Here is a 15,127-nt window from a genome sequence, read left to right as displayed (position 1 = left end):
CTGATAAGTACCAGAGAAATGAGTAATAATGGATAAGGCTTAAGTATACAGAATGCTGCCTTGTACGCATGATAGACACCCCCAGAGAAATAAAAGTTGAAAATGATGTTGAGGATTTTATCCGTAATTCAAACAAGGACTATCGCCTGTGTACCACCTGTGGCGGACCTGCCATTGTTTCCACAGATATGAGTGTGCCCAAGGATTCAGATATAAAGCTGATAATCGGAGAAAATACTTTGCATGTATCCAAGGTACAGGCAAGATATATCAGGCAGGTCGAGATGAGAATGCTGCTTGGCTACCTTAACTATTGTAAAAGAAATGGACTGGAAGAGTGCTAATACTCTTCATCCAATGATTCATTTATATTCCTCAGTACCTCTGCAACGAGCATCTGGACCTCAGTGGCATGTTCTTCAGGAATATCACTTCCCTCCGTATCCATGAGTTTTTTGATATCTGTCACCATCTGATGGATCATCGACAGCATTTCTTCCTGTGTGATCAAACCTGCATAATATGCATAAAAGAATGTAGTACCGCTGCGTTGGACCTTTTTTTTGAAAGAGGACCTGGCATTTGAAACTTCCTGCCTTGAATAAGATTCATCCATGAACGGAACTAGCTCTGGCAGGTTCTCACCTATCCATGTCATTTCAGACTGGTTGGAGAGATTCTTAAAATCCGCACACATCCGGGACACAACCCATTCCCTTGCTGTAAGATGTGTGGTCTCTTTCAAAAATCGAGTTACATCGGAATAACTTTTGTTATCCATTTTCTTGAATTTACGATATTTATTCACTGCCATTCACCCATCATAAGACTGACACATATGTTGTATTGCAGCCATTGTGTTACACAGTAGTATTCCAACATATTTAATTATAACTTGTACAATTCAGAAATTGAATGAAAATACTCATCCCTACAGATGGTTCCATATATTCCTCAAATGCGGCCAGGGTTGCAGCCAGAATAGCTTTAAAACATGACTATGAGCTAATTGTCCTCCATGTTGTCCCTGATAAGGGATTCTCAAGGAAGACATGGCAAAAAGAAGGAGCGGACAGCGTAATCTCCTCGATAACCGATATTCTTGCGGAGGCAGGATGCGACAGTGATAAAATCGAAACCCTTATAGAAGATGGGAGTGCCCCCGAAAAAATAGTAGAGATTGCTAAAGACAGGGGTGTTGATCGCATAGTTATTGGCACACAGGGTAAAAATGGCCTGAAAAAACTGGTAGGGTCCGTTACAGAGAAAGTATTGCAAATGTCTGATGCACTGGTATTGGTAGTGCCTCCTAATTACAGGGTTTAAATTTAAAATGCCAAAAATGTAAAAAAGTGGCATTCCAGCAATACTGCATCATACAATACCAAGAGCTTTTTTTATTGTTTCTTTTCCTGAACGTACATCTTCAATAGAGAAAACTTCCATATTGTAGATTCCCCTGTAACCTTTCAATTCTTTCAGGGCACTGTAATCTATTATACCTGAGCCGGGAGCCAGGTGTTCATCCCCATCATAATCGTTGGTCCAGAACCCGCCATTATCGTGAACATGTACATGAATAACATAAGGCGCAAGCTTCTTTGCAAATTCATGCAGCTTTGCACGATCACCTCCGCAGGTCAGGTTCGCATGACCAATATCAAAGGTCGCACCCAGATTATCAGAATTGACCGCTGTAACAGCTTTCACAAGTTCTTCGGCATTACAGCACATATTGCCGGTTGAAGTGCCTTCCTTATTCTCAAGCCCCAGCATCACCCCGCAGTCCCCTGCATAATCAGCAAGGACTTTCAGATTAGCCACCATCCTGTTGAAACAGGCTTCATAATCGTGGTTAAATCTTCCGGGGTGCAGGACAATAGCCCGTGAACCAAGCTTAGATGCAAGTTCAATTGATTCCCTGATGAGACGGAATTCCCTTTCGCCCATATCAGCAGTATCAACAACTACATCTTTAGGATAGGTGGGAACATCTGCAAAATAAGGAGCGTGAAGCGAGGTTTGCAGATCTAATGTTGATAGTTCATCAAGTATCGACTCAAGAATATCCTGTTGCAATATGGAATTCTCATACACACCAAGTTTTGGCATGTAAAGCTCTACGGATTGCAATTCAGAAGCTATTTCGGAAAAGTTGCCTGCAAAGGATGAAGCACCTAATATCATGACTAACTGGTTAGAGTAGCCCTTGATAAGATTTTTGCTTTATTTTATGGAACCAAAATACTTATCTAAATTAAAGAGTACCACCAAACAATGAAACTTTATGCGCCACATGTTGGCCACCTTGAAGGACTTGAGGAACTGCTTAACGGTTCCAAAGACATATATGGGATCTACATGGCTGGCACTCCGGACTATGTGGGCACCGGAAGGACAAATCTCAGTGCACCCGGACTTGAAGATATAGCTGAACAAACGGAGTATGCACATGAAAAGGGCGTCAAAATGGAGATCGTCCTTAACAGTTCATGTATGGGAGGAATACACCTCACCCCTGAAGGATACAACAGGATCAGCTGGTATTTTAAGCAACTCAATAACATCGGAATAGATTCCATAACCGTTGCAGAACCGTACTTTGTGGAAATGCTTGCAAAGGAATATGATATGGAAGTAGTGGTATCGGTCCTTTCGTTTGTTGATTCTCCACAAAAGGCAGAGTTCTATGAAGAACTTGGAGCAGATACTATAGTTATAGACCCGGCTGTTAACCGGGATTTCGATAAACTTGAAGCGATAAGAGATACGGTTTCCACTGGTCTGAAACTTCTGGTAAATGAAGGATGCCTTTATCAGTGTCCTTTCAGATATGCGCACTTCAATTTCTTTTCTCATGCAAACGGACCGGGACCTAAACTGAGTGTACTTGATGATTATTATTATTACAAGTGCCTCTCACTCAGGATAAGTGATCCGCAACAGCTCATCAAGTCGCCGTGGATAAGACCGGAAGACCTTAAGGAATACAAACATATAACGGACATTTTCAAGATAGGAGGAAGAACACACTTCCCTAACTGGATACTTAATAATGTCCAGGCCTATGCGAATGAATCATACGATGGTAACCTCATGGACCTGCTGGATTGCCCAAAGGACCTGAAGGACCTGTTCTATATACCTAACAAAGAACTTGATGGTGCCATATCCCAGTGGAAGCAGTGTACTAAAGTCTGCAATAAATGCGGATACTGCAACAGACTGGCAGAAAAGATTATAAAGGTTTATTCCACAGAAGGTTGCGAAAACGTACTCAAGCCCCTTAAGGAAAATGGAGGCAAATAATGACAATTACAGAAACATTATCAAAGAACCGTGGTGAGCTTGAGGTCAAACTGAGAAACCTTTTGGCAAAACCGGTTTTTCTCATAGAAATGGATGCCTTTGCCCTGCCTTGCGGATGCAAAGGAGCTACTATAAACACGAGAGGATTACAATATGATGACCTTGAGATATTTGAGGATCATATCGTGAAGTACCTGAAAGATACATCAGAGAATCTTGAAATTGAACCGTCTTTTCTTTTTGCAAGGCTTGTGCCAGGTACGGCAGAAATTGCCTCATTGAATAGCAGAGTGCTTTGTAACAGGTGTTACATGGATTTTGCCCGGGGCAGTGGTAAGAAGCCGCGACCCGACATATATATACTTAACTTTATACGCAGGGAATAAAACCCAACCTTTTAACATTTTTTGAAATATATATTTTTACCGTTTGGCGCTATGGCATATTTTTTAACAATGCCAACGAGAATAACAATCCTTTTGATTATATCCATTCGAAAGATTTAAGAAGTATTTAATATAATGCAAACCACTTGACGTTAGTCTACGCCATAGCAATTACAATAGAGACTCGATAAATATTATTGTGGTTTTGGCACGATTACGCTTAATTGATTAATACAACATAAAAAGGAGGAAATGTGAATGGAACCGCTCACAGGTATGGGCGTACTCGCACTTATGGGTGCAGCTGCAACTATTGCAGGTGCCTCTGAAGACCTTGAATCAGATGTTGGGTCACAAAGTAACCCGAACTCTCAAGTGCAGTTAGCGCCTCAGATGATGTATCCTCACAGGATATATAGTAAAGCTGTTTCTGGTGAACCACCATCGAACGCACTTATGTGTGCAATTGGAGGAACAACCGCATCCGTACTGATCACCGCTGGTGCATCTGCAGTATTGGCATTGGCCATTGGAGCAATTGTCGCTGCAGCAATACATGGCACATATTCAGTGACAGCATATTTCGGCAGATCAGCAAGTCAGAAACGTTTCAAACAACCAGTTTATCTTGATTTAATTTCAAGTCACACACCCGTCATTATGGGATATTCCTTTATCACAACATTCTGTATACTTGTGGTATCATATCTTATGGTGGCTGCATTGGCACACCCATTCCCACTGCCACTTCTGGCATTCATTTGGGGAATCACTGTTGGTGCAATCGGTTCATCAACCGGTGACGTACACTACGGTGCAGAACGTGAATTCCAGAACGTCGAATATGGATCAGGTCTTAACGCTGCAAACTCCGGTAACATCGTGAGAAAAGCAGAGTCAGGACTTAGAAATGGTATCGACAATTCCTGGTTCTGCGCAAAATTCGGTGGACCTGTAACAGGTCTTGCTTTTGGAATGACCGTTTTCCTTAGTGGCTGGATCACAGCAGTGTTCGATGCTACAAAAGGAGATGCGATCGGCTGGGTTTCAGTCATCGCTGGTGTAATTATTGTACTTATTCTTATATTGTGGAACAGGAACATTGAAGTTGCTGCCCGTGCTGCATATGGAACATACAAGGAAGATGAAGCAGAAGCAGAGGTGGCCGCATGATCGATATAGCAGGAATCTTAATGGAAAACATACTCTACGTGATCCTTATCACATTAGGTGGAGTACTTATTTCATGGAGTGTTCACTTCGTACCAGTAGGTGGTGCTCCAGCAGCTATGGCACAGGCAACAGGTATCGGTACAGGTACCGTACAGCTCGCAGCTGGTGCAGGTCTTACAGGTCTTGTAACAGCAGGTGCCATGATGCAGATATCAGATAGCATGGCTCTCGTCCTTGCATCCGGTGCAGCCGGTGCAATGATCATGATGTCTGTGACAATGATCGTAGGAACATGGGTATATGCATATGGTGTCGGTTGTCCACCAGCATCAGCAAAGGTCAAGTATGACCCAATTACAAAGGACAGACAGGACCTCTACGTCTCACAGGGTACTGAGGGACACGGACTTCCAACCGTATCTTTTGTAAGTGGTGTAATCGGTGGTGCCCTTGGTGGTATCGGCGGTTCCCTTGTATACTACGCACTCATGAGCATTGACAACGGACTTGCCCTTCCAGAGCTTGTAGGTATAGCCAGTGTTTTCGCAGTAGGTATCTTCTTCGTGAATGCGGTAATCCCATCCTATAACATAGGAGGAACCATCGAAGGTTTCCACGACCCTAAGTTCAAGAGATGGCCAAAGGCAGTTATCGCATCTTTTATAGCAACTTTCTTCTGTGCACTTGTTGGTGTACTGGCAATAGGAGGTCTGTAAATGTCAGCAGGTGGAAGTGGAGCAGCCGCAGAGGCAATCCCACAGAATAAAATAATAGCTTTCGGCGTAGCAGGCGGACTTATCGGAATATACGCAGCATATTTCCTTGTGGACATGGTCGGACAATATATGTCCTTCATCGGTGCCCTTGGTGCAATATGCGGTATGATATGGGGTGCAGCAGCAGTCAGAAGAGTAGCAAGTTACGGTCTTGGTACCGGTGTACCTTCAATCGGTATGCTTGCGCTTGGTATGGGTGTAGTTGCAGCAACATTCGGACTTGCAGTCGGAGGCATCGTAGGACCTGTAATTGCACTGATCACAGCAGCCATCATCGGTCTTATGATCGGTGTCATTGCAAACAAGATACTTAACATGGGTATCCCTATTATGGAAATATCCATGACAGAGATCGCAACAGCCGGAACGATCACCATTCTTGGTCTTGCTATCGCAATGACAGGTACATTTGACTTTGATGTGGTACTCCCACAAGTCATAACTACCGGATACATTGCAGTGATCTTCATTGCAGGTGGTCTGGCAATTCTTCACCCATTCAACGCAAACCTCGGACCTGACGAGAAACAGGACAGGACACTTATGTGCGCATTGGAAAAGGGTGCAATCGCAATGGTTGTTGCAGGAATTGTTGCAACCGTTAACGCTGGTGCATCCGGTGCACTCACAATCCTCATAGGACTTGCACTCTGGTACATAGGATTCAGCGGATACTACGCCCGTGTAAAGAGAGACGCATACGTAGTCGTCGGAACTGGCATGCTGCCTACAAAGGAGGAATTGGAATGAGCATGGTACATGTAGCCCCTGAGGCACATCTTGTACTGGACCCACTTACTTCTCTTCTTGCAGCAGAAAGAGAAGACGTAATCCAGTATTCAATGGACCCAATAATGGCACAGCTTGATGAACTAGACAAAATAGCTGATGACCTTATCAACTCCCTGTCACCAAACAAAGAATTGATGAACTCATTCCCAGGACGTGAAAACACTTCATACCACGCAGGTTTCTATGGTAACACATTCTACGGCGTAGTAGTTGGTCTGGGAGTTGCAGGACTTATGCTTCTGGTTATGGGCGCATTAGGAGTGATGTGAAATGGTAGATAAAAGAGAACCAGCAGTAGGGTGGCCAATCCTTAAAGGAGAATACGATGTTGGCGATGTAAAGAACTGTGTTGCTGTTGTAACATGTGGTTCACACCTTGCAGCAGGCCCACAGTTGGATGCAGGCGCATGCCTGACAGGTCCATGTAAGACCGAGAACCTTGGTCTTGAAAAAGTGGTTGCCCACATTATATCAAACCCAAATATCAGATTCCTTCTTGTAACAGGTTCTGAAGTAAAGGGTCACATTACTGGTGAAGCAATCGTCAAGATTCACCAGAACGGTGTAAAAGACAACAGAATCGTCGGTGCATCCGGTGCTATCCCTTATGTGGAGAACCTATCAGATGCAGCAATCGAGAGATTCCAGCAGCAGGTCGAATGTATCGATTTCATCGGTACTGAAGACATGAATGCCATTACTGCAAAGATAAAGGAATATGCATCAAAGGACCCTGGAGCTTTCGACGCAGACCCAATGGTACTTGAAGTCGGTGGTGGAGAAGGCGAGGATGCAGCGGAAGCTGGCGGACTTAAGCCAATGGCAGCTGAAATTGCAACCGTCAGAAGCAGGATACTGAGCATCAACAAGGAAATGATGGCTATCGGTAACCTCAACAAGTTCCACTCTGGTGTACATGCAGGAAAGGTAGAAGGTGTAATGATCGGTCTTGCAATAACATTGTCACTGCTTGGAATGCTACTGTTCGGAGGTAACTGAGATGGCAGAAGAAGAATATGGAAAAGGCGTACCAATGGTCATAAGCCCACAGATGGGAGCCATTGAAGCTGTAATCGAAGACATCCGCTACAGAGCCCAGCTTATTGCAAGGAACCAGAAGCTTGATTCAGGTGTATCTGCAACAGGCGTATCTGGTTTTATAGCAGGATTCGTGTTTGCGCTGGTAATGGTAGTAATAATACCTATGTTCGTCTGGAAGGTGATATAAAATGGCTGACAGTAACGACAGGGTACCAAGCGTAGTTACAGACCCGGAAGACTTCAATGCAGTACTTGAGAAACTCAACAAGATAGATGAGAAGATCGAGTTTGTTAACAGTGAAGTAGCACAACGTATCGGAAAGAAAGTAGGAAGAGACATAGGAATATTATACGGAGCTGTTGTTGGAATTATCATATTCCTGCTCTACGTTCTGTTCCTTGCACCTATGCTCGGTATTTAAAATAAAGAGGTTGTTCATATGTTCAAATTTGACAAGAAACAAGAAGTATTTGATGTCGGTGGGGTCAAGTTCGGTGGCCAGCCAGGACAATACCCAACAGTGCTTATAGGAACCATGTTCTACAACAGGCACAAGATCGTGACTGATGAAGACAAAGGTGTCTTTGATGTAGAGGCTGCAAACAAACTCTGGCAGGGAATGGTTGACATGGGACAGGTAACTGGTAACCCAATCGTAAACCAGATTGTCGGAGAAACACCAGAAGCAATCAAGAAATATATCGACTGGTTTGTTGATATTGATGACAAGACACCATTCCTTATCGACTCATCTGCCGGCGATGTACGTGCAGCTGCAGCAGAGTATGTGACAGAGATCGGTGTAGCTGACAGAGCAATCTACAACTCAATCAATGCCAGTGTCCATGCTGATGAGATTGAGGCAATCAGGGACAGCGACATCAACGCTTCCATTGTGCTTGCATTCAATGCAACCGACCCAAGCGTAAAAGGAAAACTTGAAATCCTTGAGAGCGGCGGTACAGGTCAGGAAAAAGGTATGCTTGAGATCGCAAAGGAATGTGGAATCACAAAACCTTTGATCGATGTAGCAGCAACACCACTGGGCGCAGGTTCCGGTGCATCCATGAGAGCAGTAATTGCAATCAAGGGCCACCTTGGACTGCCTGTTGGCGGTGGATACCACAACATGGCATCCGCATGGGACTGGATGAAGACCTACAAAAAGCAGTACGAGACAAGAGAAGAGAAGCAGGCAATTTACATGCCAGCTGACATCGGAACAAACCTTGTGCCACAGGTACTTGGATCAAACTTCCAGCTCTTCGGACCTATCGAGAACACAGATAAAATATTCCCTGCAACAGCAATGGTTGACATTATGCTTGCAGAGACTGCAAAGGAACTCGGCCTTGAGATCATGGACGAGAACCACCCAATCAACAAGCTGGTTTAAACAACCAGCTTTCTTTTTTCTTTTTAAAATCGTTCTGAAAAAAGAGCCGCAGGCATATTTGAGAATCCCACTCCCCAACCTGCATAATCTCGGACACTAATGGATAATGTGTATATTACATATACACTTTGTAGGCATATAGAACCTCCGCAATGCTACAGAGTTTTAACAATATAGCCACTATTACCAAAGTACACTGCAGGAGTAAAATAATTAAAGCAACAAATACTATCAGCTAACATGACTGAGGTAATGCTGGTTTGGGATAATCCTTTGTTGTTCGAAAAACTGTTTAATGAGCATGGTATTAAGTGCCAGAGAATTGTATCTGACTCCATAGGCACACCTTTTATCCCGGCATGCAAATGTGTAGTCATTCCAACCGGTTTTGCAAATAAAGATTATACGAAAATCCTGCCAGGAATAGAGAGGAACACTAAAAGCTTCGAGAAATTCGTACGTGATGGTGGTAATCTTGTAGTATTCAGCCCCATGGTCCCCAAATATAACTATGGATGGTTGCCAATGGAATTAGAATACATACAGCAACAAAAAGTAACCACCATCTGCAAAACAAATGATCATGAAGCACAGTGCCTGATTGAAGACGCATGCGCTGAAGTTGAATTCGACGGATATTTCTCAAAAACAGATGGAGAAGTAGTGTTCAGCGATGATGCTGGAAATCCGCTAATGGTAGTAAAGGAATTAGGGAATGGCAGAATAATTGCGACTACCATTCATGAGTTTCCATCAGGAAAGTTCCTAAAATGGATTAACGAAACTGCAAAAAAGAGCAAATTGTAACACTATTTTTTAAAATCCTTCTCAAGCTGCTCTGCAATATCTGTGGCATCAGGCACCCTGAGTACAAAAAGTCCAAAACATGGTTTGATGAACTGGAAGAATACCTCATCCCCTTTCACCCCTACAGGGACATTATCCCCCATAAGAGCTACACCACGTATCCTGTAACCACCGGTAACATGATACACCTTATCAGACCTTTCCTGAATTAGTTTCTCACACTGAGCAGGTGTAGCACCCTTTATGAGAATCTCAAAGGGTATGTCGTTAATACATGCCATTGTAATATCCTTTATTCAACAATAACAAGGTCACCGGCTTTTATACCTTTTTCCACGATACGACCTACAATCTTACCGCCAGTCATCTGTGCAGCTTTTTCCGCATACTCAGCAGGAAGTATGATCACAAATCCCATTCCCATATTGAATGTCCTGTACATTTCAAGGTCATCCACATTACCTTCTTCCTGGAGGAACTTGAAGATGTCATTCGGCTCTATCGGATCATTGAAATCAAAACCAAGTTTTGTGACCCTCTTCAATTTCAATAAGCCACTGCCGGTTATGTGTGCAAGACCATGTACATCGCACTCCTTAATGACATCGAGAACTTCCATATAGATACGAGTAGGAATCAGAAGTTCATCGCCTATTGTGGTTGAGGAGTCATAAGGAAACTCATCATGATATGAATAGGAAGATTCATCGACAATCTTTCTGGCAAGGGTGTACCCGTTACTGTGAACACCGTCACTTGGAATACCTACAATTGCATCCCCAAGTTGAACCTTTTCGCCTGTGATGATCTGATCTTTCTTGACCATTCCCAGGCATGTACCTGCAAGATCAAAGCCCTTCACAATATCAGGAAGTGTTGCCGTTTCACCGCCAACTATTGACATGCGTGAGATCTCAGCACCCTTTCTAAGACCTTCACCAATCTGGGATGCAAAGTCCTCATCATGCTTTTCAAGGGCTAGATAGTCAACAAATGATATGGGTTCTGCGCCTATTGCAAGAAGGTCATTGACATTCATTGCAATGCAATCAATACCCACAGTGTTCCAGCGTTTCATCTCATTTGCTATCAGGACCTTGGATCCTACACCATCTGTAGCAAGAGCGAGGGCATATTCTCCAAAGTCTATGAGGCCTGCATAGTGACCGATACCAGTCAAAGGTGCACCCAGACCCTCACGCTTGTAAGTCATACCTTTTGTGAGTGCCTTGATGGTCTCTTCTTCCTTTTCGATGTCAACCCCGGAATCTGCATACGTAAGGTGTTTATCGTTCATCTGAAATCCCTGCATTATTTCTCAAGTTCGAATTCTTTATGTAAGGTCCGCACAGCATCGAGTGCTTCCTTTGAGCTTACTACAAAGGAGATATTGTGCTGTGAAGAACCCTGACTGATCATAATAATATTTATACCGGCTTTCCCGAGGGAATTGAATACTTTTCCTGCAACTCCGGGAATACCATCCATTCCTGCACCAACCACAGCAACTACACAGACATCACGATCATAGGCAACGTCACCTACAACGTTGGTTGTGAATTCTGACCTTACTGCTGCCACTGCGGCCTCAAGATGGTCTTCATTGACCACCAGGGACATATTGGCTTCGGACGAACCCTGACTGATCATAATAATATTAACACCTGCATTGGCGAGTGCGGAAAATACCCTTGCAGCTGTACCGATAGTCCCCACCATTCCGGCCCCGCATATATTTATGAGGGCAACCTTGTTAATGAGAGTTACAGCCTTGACAACATCCTGTATCTGCCTCTGTTCTGCAACTATCAGTGTGCCAGGGAAATCCGGCTCAAATGTATTCTTTACACGTACAGGTATCTTGTGCCTTATAGCAGGCTCAATTGTCCTTGGGTGAAGAACCTTGGCACCGAAATAGGAAAGCTCCATGGCTTCGATATATGATATCTGAGGAATCGGACTTGCCTCCGGAACTATTTTCGGGTCAGTGGTCAGTATACCATGAACCTCTTTCCAAAGCCATATTTCATCAGCTCCAATAGAAGCCCCTATGATAGATGCGGAGAAATCAGAACCCCCACGTCCAAGAGTGGTGATGATATCCTGCTTGTTCTGGGCAATGAATCCTGTAACTACCGGAATGTGATCCTTGAGCAAAGGACAGAGTCTCTCATGTACCTGAGAATAACTGTCCTCCAGTGGCTTAGCATCACCGTAATTGGAGTCTGTTACAATACCTGCCTCTCCACCTGTGAATGCTTTTGAGAGAGTGCCAAGTGAACGTATCGAGCCACTTACAATAGGTGCGGCAAGACGTTCACCATATGAAGAAATATAATCTATTGAACGGTTGGTCAGTTCTCCAAGATAGCATATACCGATCAAAGCCTTTTCCAGCTCATCGACCCTGCTGTCTATCACTTCTATGCATTCTGACCTTATATTATCATTATCAATAGCAACATGAATTGCATCATAGTGTTTTTTGGATAAATCAGTAATAAATTCCTTAACCTGGGTTACTTTGCCATTTTTAGATACTTCTTTTGCAGTGCTCAGCAATCCGTCTGTAACACCGCCAAGTGCAGAAGTCACTGCTACAAGTTCATTGCCATCAATATGGTATTGCCTTACAAGCTCTGCCACATGACGGATCTTTTCGCCGTTTTCCACGGAAGTCCCGCCGAACTTCATTACGATTCTCATGATACAACCACGTTTAGTTTGTCAGCTAATTTTGTCTATAAACAGTGCAGACTAATATAAAGATTATGAGTAAAGCAAAAATGCTTCTGACGCATAAAAAATAGGATGTTACCTGAACTTCTTAAAGAACATAAAGAATACGACAAATACTCCTGTTGTTACGATGAGGGACAATACACTTGAAACATTGGAGGAGGAGGGCAACGATGGCAGTGACAGATCAGTAGAATTACCAGAACTGGAAGAACTGTTATTCTTTCCAAGACTTTCAGTTGCTGAACTTGCGATATCAATAATTGATTCTGTAATGTTGTCCTTTATATTAACAGACACTGAGAATTCCTCGGAGTAATATGCGATATCGTCGGCATCATCAATTACCATGAGTGTAGCCTTATGAATTCCTGCACTCAGTTCATCAGTTACCGCCTTATACATTCCTGAACTCACATCTTTTCTGGAATCCACAAGTTCTCCGTCAACCATAATTCGGACCTCTGGAAAAGATTCATCGAGATAGTAACTGATAATAGCAATACGCCCGGCTTTTAATCCGCCATCGACCGGAGATTCGACATTTATGTCAATTCCATCCGGAAGATCTTTACCATCATCGGATATTGAGTTCTGCTTCAATGAGACATGCTTGAGGAAAACAGTAATTGAATCATCTGTTTCGAAAAAAGCCTTCACATTCGCAAGGAAAATCGTCCGGGGTTGTTCATCAGAATAAACCGTGTAATAGAAATATTCCCCTTCTTCAACCTCATCCTCTTTCAGCACTTTCCCATTAAGGCTTAGTTCCAGAGACACCTCACCATCATCTACTCCGGTTGCCTCAAGAGTGTAAAGAGCGGATAATTCAAGCTCTGAATCCTCTTTAAGAGTGTAGCTCTTATCCAGTATCAGATAATCATCAACGTCTTCCACAGGGTCAATATATTGTTCTATGTAAATGGTAGAATAAAGCACATCATCTGATTCTTTTACAGAACCCTTCGGAGTTATTCTCAGGATGAAGTACTCAACTTCTACTTCTTCATCATCTTCATCCTCAACCACCGAACGTACATACTCTACCGGATTATCTTCCTTTGCAAAGTTATCATCCAGCTCGATCTCTTCCCCATTGAGATATAACTCAATAAGGATATCACCGCTTTTGCTGTTCATATCCACAACTTTAAAGGAATAGCCCTGTTCCAGGAAAATCTCATCCTGTAAGCTCACAGCAGGTTCCGAATAATGTATCATTGCCTCTGTCCTAATTCCCGATACAGGAGAAATACACAGGACAAGCAGACAAATGAAGATAATTACAAAATGTATATATTTCATCGAAACCTCACATCATTAAACCGGATAAAAATGACGAAATGTAATGCTAGTAGCTAGCATATATTATGTTATAGTTTTTATTGATTTCTATTAATATAGGTGAAAATATGAAATATGTAGTACTTATCGGAGATGGCATGGCAGATGAGCCTCTTGAAGAACTCGGAGGAATGACAGTTCTTCAGAAAGCCAACACAACCAACATGGATTACATCGTTATGAATGGCAGGGCAGGGCTTGCACAGACTGTCCCTGAAGGATTGCCTCCGGGAAGTGACGTGGCAAACATGTCCATTGTAGGTTATGATCCGAAGAAGTACTATTCAGGAAGGGCACCCCTTGAAGCTGCAAGCATGGGAGTGGAACTCGAAAAGGATGATGTAGCGTTCCGCTGCAACCTCATAACCATTAAAGATGATCTCATCGTCGATTACAGTTCAGGACATATAACCAATGAGGAAGCAAAGGAACTCATAGAGAGCATAGACTCTGCCCTTGGCGATGATAAGGTCAGCTTCTATCCGGGCATCAGTTACAGGCATCTTATGGTAGCAAAGAGAGGACTTGGGGCTAATACCGAATGTGTCCCACCTCATGATGTCATCGATGAGAGCAGGCATGAACACATGCCAAAGGGAGAGGACAGCGAGATCATATCCGACCTTATAGAAAGGTCCATAAATATACTGGAAACCCAGCCGGTCAATAAAAATAGAATTGCAGAAGGCAAGAATCCCGGAAACTCAATATGGCTATGGGGACAGGGATTTGCCCCGGCTTTCACCCCATTCAATGAACTTTACGGACTCAACGGTGCCATCATCTCAGCAGTTGACCTTGTAAAGGGAATAGGTATCTACGCAGGGCTTGATGTCATTGAAGTTCCGGGAGCCACAGGATACCTTGATACTAATTATATCGGCAAGGCTGAGTATGCCATTGAAGCCCTCAAGAACCATGATTTTGTCTTCGTGCATGTGGAAGCACCTGATGAAGCAGGCCACATGGGAAATATGGAAGCTAAGATACAGGCTATTGAGGATTTCGATGAGAAGGTCGTAGGAACTATCCTTAAGGCTGCCATCGACATGGATGAAGATGTAACCATCATGGTAATGCCGGACCATCCAACGCCAATCGCACTAAGGACCCACACATCCGTGCCAATCCCGGTAGGTATATACCGCACTTCAGAAAAAAATCCTGACAATGCAGATGCTTTTGATGAAGAATCTGTGAAGAAAGGCTCACTTGGAACAGTATATGCAGCTGACCTTGTGAGGATGCTGATTGACATGCGTTAGTCAGCCTCTTATTACCTTTTTTTGAGTAATTACAGACTCACCAATTATAAATAGGACCACTCAGATAATATTATTTGTGGGATTATCAATTAAACGGA

At 43.3% G+C, this 15,127-nt stretch carries 20 protein-coding genes; 14 read left to right on the top strand and 6 right to left on the bottom strand.

Annotated features, from left to right (window positions below):
• Positions 1-68: 68 nt before the first annotated feature.
• On the top strand, positions 69-344 hold the full coding sequence (locus RE476_RS11990) for a hypothetical protein (RefSeq protein ID WP_309307871.1): 276 nt from the start codon (positions 69-71) through the stop codon (positions 342-344).
• Here the strand turns inward: RE476_RS11990 and RE476_RS11985 are convergent.
• Positions 341-814: a DUF5806 family protein gene (locus tag RE476_RS11985; RefSeq protein ID WP_309307870.1), complete on the bottom strand. Its 474-nt coding sequence runs from the start codon at positions 812-814 to the stop codon at positions 341-343. The genes RE476_RS11990 and RE476_RS11985 overlap by 4 nt on opposite strands.
• Positions 815-915: 101 nt before the next feature.
• Between RE476_RS11985 and RE476_RS11980 the strand changes: the two genes are divergently transcribed.
• The gene (locus RE476_RS11980; RefSeq protein WP_309307869.1) at positions 916-1,326 is read left to right on the top strand and encodes a universal stress protein; all 411 of its coding nucleotides are present in this window, start codon (positions 916-918) and stop codon (positions 1,324-1,326) included.
• Positions 1,327-1,374: 48 nt separating this feature from the next.
• On the opposite strand, the gene RE476_RS11975 is transcribed toward RE476_RS11980, so the two are convergent.
• Positions 1,375-2,187, bottom strand: a complete 813-nt coding sequence (locus RE476_RS11975; RefSeq protein ID WP_309307868.1) for a sugar phosphate isomerase/epimerase family protein — start codon at positions 2,185-2,187, stop codon at positions 1,375-1,377.
• A 90-nt stretch (positions 2,188-2,277) separates the two neighbouring features.
• Here RE476_RS11975 and RE476_RS11970 point away from each other — a divergent pair, with 90 nt between their 5' ends.
• From RE476_RS11970 to RE476_RS11920, 11 genes are all read left to right on the top strand, one after another.
• Positions 2,278-3,309, top strand: coding sequence for a peptidase U32 family protein (locus tag RE476_RS11970; RefSeq protein WP_309307867.1), 1,032 nt, complete (start codon positions 2,278-2,280; stop codon positions 3,307-3,309).
• Complete coding sequence (locus RE476_RS11965; RefSeq protein ID WP_309307866.1) at positions 3,309-3,695, top strand: DUF5402 family protein; 387 nt, start codon at positions 3,309-3,311, stop codon at positions 3,693-3,695. Before RE476_RS11970 ends, RE476_RS11965 begins: the two co-directional genes overlap by 1 nt.
• A gap of 258 nt (positions 3,696-3,953) precedes the next feature.
• Positions 3,954-4,868 carry a tetrahydromethanopterin S-methyltransferase subunit E gene (mtrE, locus tag RE476_RS11960; protein ID WP_309307865.1) on the top strand — a complete coding sequence of 305 codons (915 nt, stop codon included), beginning with the start codon at positions 3,954-3,956 and terminating at the stop codon, positions 4,866-4,868.
• Positions 4,865-5,584: a tetrahydromethanopterin S-methyltransferase subunit D gene (mtrD, locus tag RE476_RS11955; RefSeq protein WP_309307864.1), complete on the top strand. Its 720-nt coding sequence runs from the start codon at positions 4,865-4,867 to the stop codon at positions 5,582-5,584. The genes mtrE and mtrD overlap by 4 nt, the downstream gene beginning before the upstream one ends.
• Positions 5,585-6,394: a tetrahydromethanopterin S-methyltransferase subunit MtrC gene (gene mtrC, locus RE476_RS11950; protein WP_309307863.1), complete on the top strand. Its 810-nt coding sequence runs from the start codon at positions 5,585-5,587 to the stop codon at positions 6,392-6,394.
• Entirely contained in the window at positions 6,391-6,705 is a 315-nt protein-coding gene (locus tag RE476_RS11945; RefSeq protein ID WP_309307862.1) for a tetrahydromethanopterin S-methyltransferase subunit B, read from the top strand. Before mtrC ends, RE476_RS11945 begins: the two co-directional genes overlap by 4 nt.
• Before the next feature lies 1 nt (position 6,706).
• Complete coding sequence (gene mtrA / locus RE476_RS11940) at positions 6,707-7,435, top strand: tetrahydromethanopterin S-methyltransferase subunit A (protein WP_309307861.1); 729 nt, start codon at positions 6,707-6,709, stop codon at positions 7,433-7,435.
• A gap of 1 nt (position 7,436) precedes the next feature.
• On the top strand, positions 7,437-7,664 hold the full coding sequence (locus tag RE476_RS11935; protein WP_309307860.1) for a tetrahydromethanopterin S-methyltransferase subunit F: 228 nt from the start codon (positions 7,437-7,439) through the stop codon (positions 7,662-7,664).
• Position 7,665: 1 nt separating this feature from the next.
• The gene (gene mtrG / locus RE476_RS11930) at positions 7,666-7,899 is read left to right on the top strand and encodes a tetrahydromethanopterin S-methyltransferase subunit MtrG (protein WP_309307859.1); all 234 of its coding nucleotides are present in this window, start codon (positions 7,666-7,668) and stop codon (positions 7,897-7,899) included.
• An 18-nt stretch (positions 7,900-7,917) separates the two neighbouring features.
• Positions 7,918-8,874: a tetrahydromethanopterin S-methyltransferase subunit H gene (gene mtrH, locus RE476_RS11925; protein WP_309307858.1), complete on the top strand. Its 957-nt coding sequence runs from the start codon at positions 7,918-7,920 to the stop codon at positions 8,872-8,874.
• Positions 8,875-9,114: 240 nt separating this feature from the next.
• On the top strand, positions 9,115-9,681 hold the full coding sequence (locus RE476_RS11920) for a hypothetical protein (RefSeq protein ID WP_309307857.1): 567 nt from the start codon (positions 9,115-9,117) through the stop codon (positions 9,679-9,681).
• Positions 9,682-9,683: 2 nt separating this feature from the next.
• Here the strand turns inward: RE476_RS11920 and RE476_RS11915 are convergent, their stop codons facing one another.
• The 4 genes from RE476_RS11915 to RE476_RS11900 form a co-directional block, all read right to left on the bottom strand.
• On the bottom strand, positions 9,684-9,962 hold the full coding sequence (locus RE476_RS11915) for a DUF1894 domain-containing protein (protein ID WP_309307856.1): 279 nt from the start codon (positions 9,960-9,962) through the stop codon (positions 9,684-9,686).
• Between the two features lie 11 nt (positions 9,963-9,973).
• Entirely contained in the window at positions 9,974-10,978 is a 1,005-nt protein-coding gene (gene purM, locus RE476_RS11910) for a phosphoribosylformylglycinamidine cyclo-ligase (RefSeq protein ID WP_309307855.1), read from the bottom strand.
• A gap of 14 nt (positions 10,979-10,992) precedes the next feature.
• Positions 10,993-12,387 (bottom strand): aspartate kinase, encoded by a 1,395-nt coding sequence (locus RE476_RS11905; protein WP_309307854.1) that lies wholly within the window; start codon positions 12,385-12,387, stop codon positions 10,993-10,995.
• 108 nt (positions 12,388-12,495) lie between these two features.
• Entirely contained in the window at positions 12,496-13,725 is a 1,230-nt protein-coding gene (locus RE476_RS11900; RefSeq protein ID WP_309307853.1) for a hypothetical protein, read from the bottom strand.
• A 107-nt stretch (positions 13,726-13,832) separates the two neighbouring features.
• On the opposite strand from RE476_RS11900, the gene RE476_RS11895 reads away from it, so the two are divergent.
• Complete coding sequence (locus RE476_RS11895; RefSeq protein WP_309307852.1) at positions 13,833-15,029, top strand: cofactor-independent phosphoglycerate mutase; 1,197 nt, start codon at positions 13,833-13,835, stop codon at positions 15,027-15,029.
• Positions 15,030-15,127 lie beyond the last annotated feature (98 nt).

It is taken from the genome of Methanolobus mangrovi, from assembly GCF_031312535.1.
Classification (GTDB): domain Archaea; phylum Halobacteriota; class Methanosarcinia; order Methanosarcinales; family Methanosarcinaceae; genus Methanolobus; species Methanolobus mangrovi.
This window is presented reverse-complemented; position numbering and strand designations above follow the sequence as displayed.

Coding starts and splice junctions, on each gene's coding strand:
- mtrH (WP_309307858.1), top strand. CDS start 7,918: ATGTTCAAATTTGACAAGAAACAAGAAGTATTTGATGTCGGTGGGGTC.
- RE476_RS11915 (WP_309307856.1), bottom strand. CDS start 9,962: ATGGCATGTATTAACGACATACCCTTTGAGATTCTCATAAAGGGTGCT.
- mtrC (WP_309307863.1), top strand. CDS start 5,585: ATGTCAGCAGGTGGAAGTGGAGCAGCCGCAGAGGCAATCCCACAGAAT.
- RE476_RS11895 (WP_309307852.1), top strand. CDS start 13,833: ATGAAATATGTAGTACTTATCGGAGATGGCATGGCAGATGAGCCTCTT.
- mtrA (WP_309307861.1), top strand. CDS start 6,707: ATGGTAGATAAAAGAGAACCAGCAGTAGGGTGGCCAATCCTTAAAGGA.
- RE476_RS11920 (WP_309307857.1), top strand. CDS start 9,115: ATGACTGAGGTAATGCTGGTTTGGGATAATCCTTTGTTGTTCGAAAAA.
- RE476_RS11975 (WP_309307868.1), bottom strand. CDS start 2,187: ATGATATTAGGTGCTTCATCCTTTGCAGGCAACTTTTCCGAAATAGCT.
- RE476_RS11970 (WP_309307867.1), top strand. CDS start 2,278: ATGAAACTTTATGCGCCACATGTTGGCCACCTTGAAGGACTTGAGGAA.
- purM (WP_309307855.1), bottom strand. CDS start 10,978: ATGAACGATAAACACCTTACGTATGCAGATTCCGGGGTTGACATCGAA.
- RE476_RS11900 (WP_309307853.1), bottom strand. CDS start 13,725: ATGAAATATATACATTTTGTAATTATCTTCATTTGTCTGCTTGTCCTG.
- RE476_RS11990 (WP_309307871.1), top strand. CDS start 69: ATGATAGACACCCCCAGAGAAATAAAAGTTGAAAATGATGTTGAGGAT.
- mtrD (WP_309307864.1), top strand. CDS start 4,865: ATGATCGATATAGCAGGAATCTTAATGGAAAACATACTCTACGTGATC.
- mtrE (WP_309307865.1), top strand. CDS start 3,954: ATGGAACCGCTCACAGGTATGGGCGTACTCGCACTTATGGGTGCAGCT.
- RE476_RS11945 (WP_309307862.1), top strand. CDS start 6,391: ATGAGCATGGTACATGTAGCCCCTGAGGCACATCTTGTACTGGACCCA.
- RE476_RS11980 (WP_309307869.1), top strand. CDS start 916: ATGAAAATACTCATCCCTACAGATGGTTCCATATATTCCTCAAATGCG.
- mtrG (WP_309307859.1), top strand. CDS start 7,666: ATGGCTGACAGTAACGACAGGGTACCAAGCGTAGTTACAGACCCGGAA.
- RE476_RS11965 (WP_309307866.1), top strand. CDS start 3,309: ATGACAATTACAGAAACATTATCAAAGAACCGTGGTGAGCTTGAGGTC.
- RE476_RS11905 (WP_309307854.1), bottom strand. CDS start 12,387: ATGAGAATCGTAATGAAGTTCGGCGGGACTTCCGTGGAAAACGGCGAA.
- RE476_RS11935 (WP_309307860.1), top strand. CDS start 7,437: ATGGCAGAAGAAGAATATGGAAAAGGCGTACCAATGGTCATAAGCCCA.
- RE476_RS11985 (WP_309307870.1), bottom strand. CDS start 814: ATGGCAGTGAATAAATATCGTAAATTCAAGAAAATGGATAACAAAAGT.